Genomic DNA, 12,039 nt, shown 5'->3' on the forward strand with positions numbered 1-12,039 from the left:
AATGAAGGGATTGCGCTGTAGCGTGCGCACCCATCGCTAGCAAAAGGATTGAAGTTTCATGCACGTCACGATGATCGGTTCGGGTTATGTGGGTCTTGTGTCCGGCGTCTGCTTTGCCGATTTCGGCCACAACGTGATTTGCGTCGATAAGGACGCCGGCAAGATCGAGGCGCTGCGAAGGGGTGAAATCCCGATCTTCGAGCCCGGCCTTGAACAATTGGTCGCCGACAACGTCCGCGCCGGCCGCCTTTCCTTCTCGACCGATGTCGAAACCAGCGTTGCCGCGAGCGACGTCGTCTTCATCGCCGTCGGCACGCCGTCGCGCCGTGGTGATGGCCACGCCGACCTCTCCTATGTCTATGCCGCCGCCCGCGAGATCGCCCAGCACATCAAGGGCTTTACCGTCATCGTCACCAAATCGACCGTGCCGGTCGGCACCGGCGACGAGGTCGAACGCATCATCCGCGAAACCAATCCGGATGCCGATGTCGCCGTCGTCTCCAATCCGGAATTCCTGCGCGAAGGCGCGGCGATTGAGGACTTCAAGCGCCCCGACCGCATCGTCATCGGCCTCAATGACGATCGCGCCCGTGGCGTCATGACCGAGGTCTACCGGCCGCTTTATCTCAACCAGGCGCCGCTGCTCTTCACCGCTCGTCGCACCTCGGAGCTGATCAAATACGCAGCGAATGCCTTCCTTGCCATGAAGATCACCTTCATCAACGAGATGGCCGATCTGTGCGAAAAAGTCGGCGCCAATGTGCAGGAAGTCTCGCGCGGCATCGGCCTTGATGGCCGCATCGGTTCAAAATTCCTGCATGCCGGCCCAGGCTATGGCGGCTCCTGCTTCCCCAAGGATACGCTGGCATTAGCCAAGACCGCGCAGGACTATGATAGCCCCGTGCGCCTGATCGAGACGACGATCTCGATCAACGACAGCCGCAAGCGCGCCATGGGCCGCAAGGTGATCGCGGCCATGGGCGGCGATATCAGGGGCAAGGCCATTGCTGTGCTCGGCCTGACCTTCAAGCCGAATACCGATGATATGCGCGACAGCCCGGCGATCTCGATCATCCAGGCGCTGCAGGATGCCGGCGCCGCTGTGACCGGCTACGATCCGGAAGGCATGGACAATGCCCGCCAGCTCATCGACAACATCGCCTATGCCGACGATGCCTACAGCGCAGCGCGCGACGCCGATGCGCTCGTCATCATTACGGAATGGAACCAGTTCCGCGCGCTCGACTTCGGCCGGCTGAAATCCGTCATGAAAGCCCCCGTCCTCGTGGACCTCAGAAACATCTATCGCCATGACGAGGTCACAAAGCACGGGTTTGCCTATACCAGCATCGGCAGACCCATGAATGGCGCCGAACTGTAAGCAAAGGCCGACGAATGCGTTATCTTATTACCGGAACCGCCGGGTTCATCGGGTTCCATCTCGCCAAGCGCCTGCTCGATGACGGGCATTTCGTGGTCGGCTTCGACGGCATGACGCCCTATTACGACGTCAGGCTCAAGGAAAAGCGCACCGCGATCCTCGCCCGCTCCAATGGCTTCAAGGCCGTGACGGGTATGCTGGAGGATAAGGCAGCCCTGGATCACGCTGCTGAACTGGCGGAACCTAACGTCATCGTCCATCTCGCCGCACAGGCCGGCGTGCGTTACAGCCTGGAAAACCCGCGATCCTACGTGGATTCCAACGTCACCGGCTCATTCAATGTGCTGGAACTGGCGAGAAGCCTCCAGCCGAAGCACCTGCTGCTGGCCTCCACCTCCTCCGTCTATGGCGCCAACGAGAAGATCCCCTTCGCGGAGAGTGACAAGGCCGACGAGCAGATGACGATCTATGCGGCGACGAAGAAGAGCATGGAGCTGATGGCGCATAGCTATGCCCATCTCTTTCGTATTCCGACCACCGCCTTCCGCTTCTTCACCGTCTACGGTCCCTGGGGCCGTCCCGACATGGCATTGTTCAAATTCGTCGACGCCATCAGGAACGACCGGCCGATCGAAATCTACGGCGAAGGCAAGATGAGCCGCGATTTCACCTATATCGACGATCTCATTGAGGGCATCGTCCGACTGATCGGTGTCGTGCCTTCGGAAGAAAATCGCATCGTTTCGGAGACCATCGGCGACACCTTGTCGAAACACGCGCCGTTCCGCGTCGTCAATATCGGCGGCGGTCAGCCGGTCGGGCTGATGAGCTTCGTCGAAACCATCGAGGCGATGCTCGGCAAGAAGGCGATCCACCACATGCTGCCAATGCAGCCCGGCGACGTGCACAATACCTATGCCGTTCCGGACCTGCTGGTAGCGCTGACCGGCTTCAAACCGCAGATCGAAGTCGAAGAAGGCGTGCGCCGTTTCGTCGAATGGTATCAGGAAAACTATTGAGCCGATGCCGCCATAGGCGGCCCCTAGAGCAATTTCAAGAAAAGTGCGTGAGCCCCTTTCCGCCCGGAATTGCGTGAAAACAAAGAGATAGAGCAGTTCAGCGATTTCCTGAAGCGCTGAACTGCTCTAGCCGGAAGCGGAGACAGCAGCATCAGATTGGCACTTGCCACGACTGCTTGATCTTCTGCATCGGAATTTCGGTCTTGATGTTTCTGACCCCTTTGATGCGGCCAAGGTGTTCCATCTGAAACCGCCTATATCCCTCCAGATCCGGGGCGACGACCCTGAGGAGGAAATCGCAGTCGCCTGCCATAAGGTGGCACTCGACCACCTGTGGAAGCTTTTCGGCCGCCTCATAGAAAGCGGTCGTCGTCTCTTCGTCCTGGCTGAAAAGCCATATCCGGACAAAAACGGTGAAGCCCATGTCGAGCTTTGCGGGGTCGAGGATGGCGACGTATTGCTTGATGATACCGGCCTCTTCCAACAACTTGACCCGCCTCAGGCATGGAGACGGAGACAGTCCGACCTTTGCAGCGAGCTCAGTGTTCTGGATTTTCCCATCCTGTTGCAGGACGCGGAGGATCGCGCGATCTAAGGAATCAAGTTTCATTGGAGTTTTCCACCCGAAAAGCACAGGATCATTGGCACAGCATGCCAATTTTTGAGGATTTCGGCCGTAAAACGCAACCAAGATCGCGAACGACTGCGCTATTGTCCCCCTCCTATGTCGCCCAAGGTGTCGGCAATTAGAAATGGGAAGGGGTTGGGCCGGTGACGGACTATGTTTCAGGTGATGTCAGCGTCCGATCGCAAGGACGCTCAGAGGGGTGGCGAGGCCTCAGGGATTCGACACCGGTGATGTTGGGCTTCGTGCCTTTTGCCCTGGTACTCGGCGCACGCGCAGCCGATAAAGGCTTCAGTCTTGGCGAAGTGCCCCTGATGACGGGATTGAACTTCGGGGGCGGATCGGAGTTCGCGGCTGTCGAACTTTGGACGTCGCCCCCGCATGTCCTCCTCATTGTCGCCATCACTTTTCTGGTCAACAGCCGCCACCTGCTGATGGGTGCGGCGCTCGCTCCCTTTATTCGGCATCTGTCGAAGAAAAAGGCGTTCGTAGCACTGTTCTTCATGTGCGATGAAAGCTGGGCAATAGGGCTCGCCGACGCAAAGAAGTCGAACACGACCTTGAGCCTCGGTTATTTCTTCGGCGTCGCCCTCGGCCTCTATTTCAGTTGGGTCATCTTCACGACGATAGGAGCATTCGTGGGCCCCGTTCTTGGCGATGTCACGCGCTATGGCTTTGACATGGCATTCCCGGCTGTATTTTTCGTGATGCTCGCCGGGATGTGGAAAGGCGCAAAGGCGGCGCTTCCCTGGCTGGTCAGCTTGCTCGTCGCTGCAACCACATACGCAGTGTTTCCTGGAGCTTGGTATGTTCCTGGCGGGGCGCTCTCCGGTGTACTCTCTGCATTCCTGCTGGCGCGAACCGATGTTTGATCCTTCATTTGTTATCGCCATCATCTGCATGGCAACGGTCACCTATCTGACGCGTATCGGAGGATACGTCTTCCTGCGCAACCGCACGCTAAGCCCCCGTTTGCGCACGGTCATGGAGAACGCCCCGGGTTGCGTATTGATCACGGTCATCGCGCCGGGCTTCGTCACCGGACGCCCCGCCGATCTCATCACCCTTGCGCTCACCATGTTGGCGGCGACCCGACTGCCCGTGCTTCCGACGGTGCTGATCTCGATCGCTTCGGCTGGTATCCTTCGCCACATGTTGGCGTGAATCCCCGCTCTTCAGGCAGGCTGGAAACATGACAGAGATCGTGGAAGCAGAGCACTGGATTGAGAGCCCCGCCGGGCGCCTCTATGCCAAGTCATGGGCACCACGCGATCTGAATTCCAAGGCGCCGATCATCCTGTTTCACGACTCTCTCGGATGCGTCGCGCTCTGGAGAGATTTCCCGCGTTTGCTCGCCCATTCTCTCGGGCGACGTGTGATCGCCTACGACAGATTGGGCTTTGGCCGCTCCGATGCTCGCATGGACATTTTGGAGCGAGACTTCATTGCCTTGGAAGCCGAGCGCGTCGTACCGCTCCTCTGCGAGCAATTGGCGCTTCGGGAATTTATCGCCTGCGGGCACAGCGTGGGCGGCGGCATGGCGGTGGAAACGGGAGCCAGGCTCGCCGGGTGCAATGCTGTGATCACCATCGCCGCCCAGGCTTTCGTGGAAGATAGGACGCTGCAAGGCATCAGGACCGCACAGCAGGAATTTGCGTCGGTCGACACCATTGCCCGGCTTGCCAAATATCATGGCGACAAAGCTGATTGGGTGCTGCGCGCTTGGACCGAAACCTGGCTTGCTCCGGATTTCGCCGAATGGAACCTCGATGCAGCACTTGAGAGACTGCCTTGTCCGGTAATCGCCATTCACGGCGACCGGGATGAATATGGTTCGCTTGCCCATCCACGTCGGATCGCGGCAGGGCGCGGATCATTCCATATTCTTCCAGACACCGGACATTCGCCACATCGCGAACGTCCAGCAGAGGTCATCAAGGTGATCGAAGACTTCCTGGCCTATTCGGCCAGCCCCGCCGGATGATAGGCCCGATCGAAATAGATAAGCCCCTGCCCGCCGCCGCGCTGGCGGATGGCATCGACTTCGCACATCAGAATATCGTGCGTGCCGCCATTGGCGCGATGCACGATGCGGCAATCGAACGAGACGAGCGCATCCTCCAACGCCGGCGAACCGGTGGATAGTTCCGACCATGCAGCCGCAGCGAAGCGCTCCGCCACCGGCGTCTTGCCGCCAAAGAGGCGCGACAGGTCCTGATGCCCCTCGGAAAGCACGTTAACGCAAAGCACGCCGTTTTCCGTAACGGCAGGGTGAACCGAAGCGGTGCGGTTGAGACAGACGAGCAGCGTCGGCGGGCTGTCGGAGACACTGCAGACGGCTGTTGCGGCAAAACCGGCAAGCCCCGCAGGTCCATTGGTCGTCACGATACTGACGGCCGCTGCCATCCGCGCCATGGCATTGCGGAACTCGGATTTGACCACATCTGGATCGGCAACAGGCACCGCCTTCTCGATCGCCACGGATGTTTTCATGTTCATTCCCATCATCCCCACCGTTTGTGCCGGACCCTGGCAAAATTAGAGGGTCGAGACGCTTGTCTCAAGCAACGATGTTTCTCAGAACCCACACCTGAAGAGCAATAAGTTTTCTATAAAATCTATATACAAAAAGAAAAAACAATTCCTGTCGACGTTTCGCGCATCTCCTCCCCTCATGCGCAAACGAGACGCTAACTCCGGGATTCGCAGCGGCCATCATCCGGGGTGCACACAAAAAGGCAGCGGCACGGCCACAAATTGATGCTTTCCCTAGCCATCACCCTTGCCGTATCCGTTATAAGAGAAAGCACATGAGAGGAAATGGCGATGGCGAAGCCCTTCTATTGGAACGAACTGACGACCTATGATTTCGCTGGCCTTTCGCCCGACACCACCATTGCCGTCCTGCCGATCGCCTCGACCGAACAGCACGGCCCGCATCTGCCGATCGCCACCGACGTGGCCATTGCCAACGGCATGCTGGCCGAACTGAAGGCGCAACGCCCTGACGATCTCGACTTCCTGGTGTTGCCGACCCAGGAAATCGGCAAGGCCAACGAACATATCTACGGCCCCGGCACGCTCTCCCTCAGCGCCGAGCTGCTGATCCCGGTCTGGACCGCGATCGGCGCCAAGGTTGCCGAGGCCGGCATCCGCAAGATGGTCATCGTCAATTCGCATGGCGGCAATCTCGACATCATGGGCATCGTCGCGCGCGAATTGCGCGTGCGCCATCAAATGGCGGTCGTCGCCACGCAATGGACGCGCTTCGGCACGCCGGACGGCATGATCAGCGACCATGAGCAGCGTTACGGCATCCATGGCGGCGACGTAGAAACCTCGCTGATGCTGCATTTCCGCCCCGAGCTGGTGCGAATGGACAAGGCCGAAAATTTCGTCTCCAAGGCGGAATGGATGAAGGAGCAGTCGAATTATCTGCAGCCGCTGCCGCCGCATTCGCTCGCCTGGATCGCCCACGATCTCAATTCCAACGGCGTCGTCGGCAATGCCGCCAACGGCACGGCGGAAAAGGGCGCGCTCATCTGCCGCCATCAGGTGCAGGGCTTCATTGAACTGCTGCGCGATCTCAGGGACTATCCCCTGTCGAACCTCTATTCGAAATAGGCGTCCGGCCGGCGGCGTTCCGGCACCATCAGGATGTGTCCCTTCGCCTGCAGTTCTTCCACCAGGCCGGCGAGTTCGGCAAGCAGATATTCCACGAACAAGCTAGTCGCCGCATCGAGCGGCGCTCGCGTGCGGGCAAAGAGTTTCATCGGCTGATGCCGCGAATGCGGCTCGGCGATCGGCCGGAACACCAGCTCGCCGCGCCGGCATTCGGCGATGACGTCGAGCGGGTTCAACAGCGTCAGCCCCGCCCCGCATTTGACCAGTTGCTTCAGCATTTCCGACGCGTTGCTTTCCAGCACCGGCTCGACCTGCACCGATAGCCGCGCCAGCGTCAGATTGATGATCTCGCGCAGGCTGGAGCCCGGCTGCGCCAGCACCAGCCGCTCCTCCACGACATCGGCGAGATTGATCGGCCCAGGCCCGATCAGAGGATGCCCCGGCGGCAGCACGACGCCGATCGGAATATCGAAATTGCCGAGCGAACGGATGCCCGGTGTCGCCGGAATGTTGAAGCCGAGGCCGACATCGACTTCGCCGGACAAGACGGGCGCCATGGTCGTGGAGCCGGCATCGTTGCGCAATTGAATGAAGACGCGCGGATGTTCGGACAGGAAACGCGCGATGATCTCCGGCAAGGGTCCGGAAGCAAGCCCGACCGTCGTGACGATCCTGACTTTGCCGGCCTGCTGCATCTTGAGACTGCGGATGCGCCCTTCCAGCCGCTCGTAGTTCTTCAGCACCTCGCGGATATGCTCGATGCAGAGCTCACCCGCCGCCGTCAATCTGAGCCCGCGCGGCAGTCGTTCGAATAGCGGCGCTCCCATCTCTTCTTCCAACGCCAGGATCTGCCTGTTGACCGCCGACGACGCCACATTGAGCCTCGCCGCCGCCTTGCGGATCGAGCCGCAGCGGGCAATCTCGTTGATATAAAGAAGTCGCCTCGAGTGCAGCATGCTCATCCCCATTGCATAAATTTTGCCCAGGCCGCACAATTTAGGCACGAGCGCGAGCTGAGATGCCTAAAAGGCATCAATGCGCACGAATTTTGATGCTTTTCAAAGCGCAACGCAATCGCTCAAATGCGGAAAATGGGCGTCAATCGCGGCGTCCCATGGCAGATAAGGGGAACAACCGGCCATGTCCAATGCATTGAAGACCAAAGCATTTCTCGCCGTCATGGGCTTGGTGGCCGCTGTCGCCGCCGCACAGCCGGCGAGCGCCCTCGACAAAGTGACGTACGGAACCAACTGGCTGGCGGAGGCCGAACACGGCGGCTTCTACCAGGCGATCGCCGACGGCACCTACAAAAAATACGGCCTGGATGTTGAAATCGTCCAGGGTGGCCCGAACGCCGCCAATCAGGCGCTGCTGATTTCCGACAAAATCGACTTCTACATGGGCAGCCCGCAGCAGGAAATTGATGCGGTCAAACAGGGCATTCCGATCGTCGACGTTGCCGCGATCTTTCAGAAGGACCCGCAGGTGCTGATCGCCCATCCGGACGCCGGCGTCGATAAGTTCGAAGATATTGCCAAGCTGCCGACGATTTTCCTCGGCAAGGACGGCTACGTTACTTTCTTCGAATGGATGAAGGCCAACTTCCCCGGCTTCAAGGACGAGCAATACAAGCCTTACAATTTCAGCCCGGCGCCGTTCCTCGCCGACAAGCAATCGGCGCAGCAGGGTTACCTGACCTCGGAACCCTATGAAATCCAGAAGCAGACCGGTTGGGAACCGAAGGTCTTCCTGCTCGCCGACAGCGGCTATTCGCCTTATTCGACGATGATCACCACGCAGACGTCGCTCGTTCAAAAGAACCCTGATCTCGTGCAGCGTTTCGTCAGCGCCTCGATCGAAGGCTGGTACAACTACCTCTATGGCGACAACAAAGCGGCCAACGATCTGATCAAGAAAGACAATCCCGATATGACGGATGGCCAGATCGCCTATTCTATCGCCAAGATGAAGGAATACGGCATTGTCGAATCCGGCGACGCGCTCGACAAGGGCATCGGCTGCATCACCGACGCGCACTACAAGAAATTCTTCGACGAGATGGTGCAGATCAAGATGTTCACCGCTGATACGGATTACAAGAAAGCATTCGATCCGCAGTTCGCCTGCAAAGGCGTCGGGATGAGCCTGAAGAAGTGACGGTCAAATAGAGCCCCTCACCCTAGCCCTCTCCCCACTCGCGGGGAGAGGGAACGACAGAGCCAAAGGCGCGACCGCCGAACGACAAGAGCTGCAACTGCCGCCACAGGCCATGGTGATTGAGATCGGCAGGCATGACGAGATAGTCCCCTCTCCCCGCCAGTGGGGAGAGGGTTAGGGTGAGGGGCAATTCTTGCTCTGAAGCCGATTGCTGACATCGACAGAGAGCCGAACGATGATCATACCCAATGCAACCGCTGCCCCCTCGACAGAAGCACGCAAGCGGCCACTCGTCGTCATGGACAAGGTATCGAAGATATTCTCCAACGGCACCCTGGCGCTGTCCGACATGTCGCTGACGGTGGAGAGCGGCGAGTTTATCAGCCTGCTCGGCCCCTCGGGCTGCGGCAAGTCGACGGCGCTGCGGATTATCGCGGGCCTCGGCGGAGCCTCCAGCGGTACGATCGACTGGCCGAGTTCGCGCATCAACTCCAAGGGCCTGCCGGAGGGCGATATCAGTTTCGTCTTCCAGGAGCCGACACTGCTGCCTTGGAAGACCGTCTTCGGCAATGTCCACCTGCCGCTGAAACTGCGCGGCATCTCCAAAGTGGCAGCCTATGACCAGATTATGGAAACACTGGCGACCGTCGGCCTGCAGGATTTCGCCGATGCCTATCCGCGTGAATTGTCCGGTGGCATGAAGATGCGCGTCTCCATCGCTCGCGCGCTGGTCACCAAGCCGAAGCTGCTGCTGATGGACGAACCCTTTGCAGCGCTCGACGAGATCACCCGCCAGAGGCTCAACGACGATGTGCTGCGGCTGTGGCAGTCGACCGGCATTACGGTGATCTTCGTCACCCATTCCGTCTATGAGTCAGCCTATCTCTCAAACCGCATCGTCGTGATGAAGGCGCGCCCTGGCCGTGTCCACACCGACTTTCCCCTAGACACCAGCGGCGAACGCGACCTGCTCTACCGGTCTTCCGAGGAATATCGTCAGGTTTGTGAAAAAGTGTCCCGTTCCCTGATCGAAGCCATTGGTTGACTGGAGGCCCATTGATGAGCAACAGCACCAGCCTACCCCTCTCTGCAGAGACGACCGATGCACCATCTGAACCCGCCCTGCGGGCCGGAAATGCCGAACGCTCCCTCAGCATTCTCGTCCCGCTGCTGACCGTCGTCGTCCTAATCCTCCTCTGGCAGCTTCTCGTCGTCGGCGCCGGCATTCCGCAATATATTCTGCCAAGCCCGCTCGCCGTCGCGAAAGCACTGGTGTCCGACTGGGGCATCCTCTCGCCAGCGCTTTGGGTGACGACGGAGATCACCTTCATCTCGCTGGCGCTGGCGCTGATCGGCGGTGTCGGCTTTGCGATTTTCCTCGTGCAATCGCGCTGGATCGAACTCGCCTTCTATCCGCTCGCCGTCATCCTGCAGGTAACGCCGATTGTCGCGATCGCGCCGTTGATCCTGATCTACGCGCCAACCCGCGAAGCCGCACTGTTGATCTGCGGTTTCCTCGTCGCCTTCTTCCCGATCCTCTCCAACATGGTGCAGGGACTGAAGAGCGTCGACCATAATCTCCTCAATCTCTTCGATCTCTATGGCGCCTCGCGCTGGCAGACGCTGTTGCATCTGAAGCTGCCGGCCGCCCAGCCCTATTTCATGACCGGCCTCAGGATCGGCGGCGGCCTGTCGCTGATCGCCTCCGTGGTCGCGGAATTCGCCGCCGGCTCCGGCGGCCCCAATTCCGGTCTCGCCTTCCGGCTGCTCGAAGCGCAGTATCGCCAGAACATGCCGCGCCTGTTCGCCGCCCTGCTGCTGCTCTCGGCGCTTGGCGTCGCCATCTTCGCCCTCACCTCCTTCATCTCATGGCTGAGCCTGCATCGCTGGCACGAAAGCAGCCTCAAGCGGGAAAACTGATGTCCTATTCCTTCATGTCCCCGCCGAACGCGGCGCGCTTCGTGCTGAGCAACGCCACCGTCCCCGCCGTGACGGCAGCCGGCTTCACCGGCCCATCAAGCGAAGGCTTGATAAAAGCCGATATCGTCGTTGCGGATGGCCTCATCAAGGATATTCTGCCGGTAGGCAGCGCGCCGGCTGAATTCGCCAAGGCCGATATGAGAGACGGCATGGTCTGGCCGACCTTCGCCGACATGCATACCCATATCGACAAGGGCCACATCTGGGAGCGCCGCGCCAATCCGGACGGCAGTTTCGTAGGCGCTCTCGACGCGGTACGCGCTGATCGCGAGGCCAACTGGTCGGCTGAGGATGTCAGGAAGCGCATGGAATTCTCGCTGCGCTCGGCCTATGCCCACGGCACCAGCCTGATCCGCACACACCTCGACTCACTCGCGCCTCAGCACCGCATTTCCTTCGAGGTATTCTCTGAGGTGCGCGAAGCCTGGAAAGACAAGATCGCGCTGCAAGCCGTCGCGCTCTTCCCGCTCGATGAGATGGCCGACGACGCCTTCTTCGCCGATCTCCTCATGGTCATCCGCGATGCCGGAGGCCTGATCGGCGGCGTCACGCAGATGAACCCCGATATCGATCGCCAGCTCGACAAACTGATCTGCGCCGCCATGGACAACGGCCTCGATATCGACCTGCATGTCGACGAAACAGAAGACAAACAGGTGCTGACGCTAAAGGCGATCGCCGAAGCGGTGCTGCGCAATGGCTTCACCGGCAAGGTCACCGCCGGCCATTGCTGCTCGCTCGCCCGCCAGGACGAGGATGTTGCCGCCGCCACGATCGATCTCGTCGCCAAAGCCCAGATCTCCGTCGTCTCCTTGCCGATGTGCAACATGTATCTGCAGGATCGCCATGCGCGCCGTACACCCCGTTGGCGCGGTGTCACCCTGCTGCATGAGCTGGCGGCCGCCGGCGTGCGGACGGCGGTTGCCTCAGACAATACACGCGACCCCTTCTACGCCTATGGCGATCTCGACTCCGTCGAGGTCTTCCGCGAGGCCGTCCGCATCCTGCACCTCGATCATCCGCTGGATACGGCCGCCCGGGTGATCACCACGTCGCCGGCCGATATTCTCGGCCGTCCCGATATCGGCCGTATCGCCGTGGGCGGCCCCGCCGATCTCGTCCTCTTCAGCGCCAGACGCTGGAGCGAATTCCTCTCTCGTCCGCAGTCCGACCGCGTCGTCCTTCGCAAGGGCAAGGTGATCGACCGCAGCCTGCCGGATTACCGCGAACTCGATACCGTTATTGGAGCCTGA

The 12,039-nt window shown here is 60.0% G+C and carries 13 protein-coding genes; 10 read left to right on the plus strand and 3 right to left on the minus strand.

Features of this window, described 5'->3' with window-relative positions; genetic code table 11:
* Window positions 1-58: 58 nt before the first annotated feature.
* Window positions 59-1,381, plus strand: coding sequence for a UDP-glucose dehydrogenase family protein (locus GGD50_RS06525; RefSeq protein WP_107108990.1), 1,323 nt, complete (start codon window positions 59-61; stop codon window positions 1,379-1,381).
* A 14-nt stretch (window positions 1,382-1,395) separates the two neighbouring features.
* On the plus strand, window positions 1,396-2,400 hold the full coding sequence (locus GGD50_RS06530; protein WP_107108991.1) for an NAD-dependent epimerase: 1,005 nt from the start codon (window positions 1,396-1,398) through the stop codon (window positions 2,398-2,400).
* 151 nt (window positions 2,401-2,551) lie between these two features.
* Here GGD50_RS06530 and GGD50_RS06535 read toward each other — a convergent pair whose 3' ends face one another.
* The gene (locus GGD50_RS06535) at window positions 2,552-3,010 is read right to left on the minus strand and encodes an Lrp/AsnC family transcriptional regulator (protein ID WP_107108992.1); all 459 of its coding nucleotides are present in this window, start codon (window positions 3,008-3,010) and stop codon (window positions 2,552-2,554) included.
* A gap of 248 nt (window positions 3,011-3,258) precedes the next feature.
* On the opposite strand from GGD50_RS06535, the gene GGD50_RS06540 reads away from it, so the two are divergent.
* From GGD50_RS06540 to GGD50_RS06550, 3 genes are read left to right on the plus strand one after another with little or no spacing between them, the layout of a single operon-like run.
* Entirely contained in the window at window positions 3,259-3,897 is a 639-nt protein-coding gene (locus GGD50_RS06540) for an AzlC family ABC transporter permease (protein ID WP_107108993.1), read from the plus strand.
* Window positions 3,890-4,189, plus strand: coding sequence for an AzlD family protein (locus GGD50_RS06545; protein WP_107108994.1), 300 nt, complete (start codon window positions 3,890-3,892; stop codon window positions 4,187-4,189). Before GGD50_RS06540 ends, GGD50_RS06545 begins: the two co-directional genes overlap by 8 nt.
* A 28-nt stretch (window positions 4,190-4,217) precedes the next feature.
* Complete coding sequence (locus GGD50_RS06550) at window positions 4,218-5,009, plus strand: alpha/beta fold hydrolase (protein WP_107108995.1); 792 nt, start codon at window positions 4,218-4,220, stop codon at window positions 5,007-5,009.
* Here GGD50_RS06550 and GGD50_RS06555 read toward each other — a convergent pair.
* Entirely contained in the window at window positions 4,985-5,524 is a 540-nt protein-coding gene (locus tag GGD50_RS06555; RefSeq protein WP_107108996.1) for a flavin reductase, read from the minus strand. The two genes, GGD50_RS06550 and GGD50_RS06555, sit on opposite strands and share 25 nt — an antisense overlap.
* Before the next feature lie 327 nt (window positions 5,525-5,851).
* Between GGD50_RS06555 and GGD50_RS06560 the strand changes: the two genes are divergently transcribed.
* Window positions 5,852-6,649, plus strand: a complete 798-nt coding sequence (locus GGD50_RS06560) for a creatininase family protein (RefSeq protein WP_107108997.1) — start codon at window positions 5,852-5,854, stop codon at window positions 6,647-6,649.
* Here GGD50_RS06560 and GGD50_RS06565 read toward each other — a convergent pair.
* Complete coding sequence (locus GGD50_RS06565) at window positions 6,637-7,605, minus strand: LysR family transcriptional regulator (protein WP_107109439.1); 969 nt, start codon at window positions 7,603-7,605, stop codon at window positions 6,637-6,639. The two genes, GGD50_RS06560 and GGD50_RS06565, sit on opposite strands and share 13 nt — an antisense overlap.
* Window positions 7,606-7,789: 184 nt before the next feature.
* Here GGD50_RS06565 and GGD50_RS06570 point away from each other — a divergent pair, with 184 nt between their 5' ends.
* The 4 genes from GGD50_RS06570 to GGD50_RS06585 all read left to right on the plus strand — a co-directional run bounded on the left by GGD50_RS06570 (window position 7,790) and on the right by GGD50_RS06585 (window position 12,039).
* Window positions 7,790-8,806: an ABC transporter substrate-binding protein gene (locus GGD50_RS06570; protein WP_107108998.1), complete on the plus strand. Its 1,017-nt coding sequence runs from the start codon at window positions 7,790-7,792 to the stop codon at window positions 8,804-8,806.
* Between the two features lie 235 nt (window positions 8,807-9,041).
* Complete coding sequence (locus GGD50_RS06575; protein ID WP_107108999.1) at window positions 9,042-9,851, plus strand: ABC transporter ATP-binding protein; 810 nt, start codon at window positions 9,042-9,044, stop codon at window positions 9,849-9,851.
* Between the two features lie 14 nt (window positions 9,852-9,865).
* Window positions 9,866-10,726, plus strand: coding sequence for an ABC transporter permease (locus GGD50_RS06580; protein WP_245407497.1), 861 nt, complete (start codon window positions 9,866-9,868; stop codon window positions 10,724-10,726).
* Window positions 10,726-12,039: a cytosine deaminase gene (locus GGD50_RS06585; protein WP_107109000.1), complete on the plus strand. Its 1,314-nt coding sequence runs from the start codon at window positions 10,726-10,728 to the stop codon at window positions 12,037-12,039. Before GGD50_RS06580 ends, GGD50_RS06585 begins: the two co-directional genes overlap by 1 nt.

Origin of the sequence: Martinezella paranaensis (assembly GCF_014200235.1) — a bacterium.
GTDB classification, from domain to species: domain Bacteria; phylum Pseudomonadota; class Alphaproteobacteria; order Rhizobiales; family Rhizobiaceae; genus Rhizobium; species Rhizobium paranaense.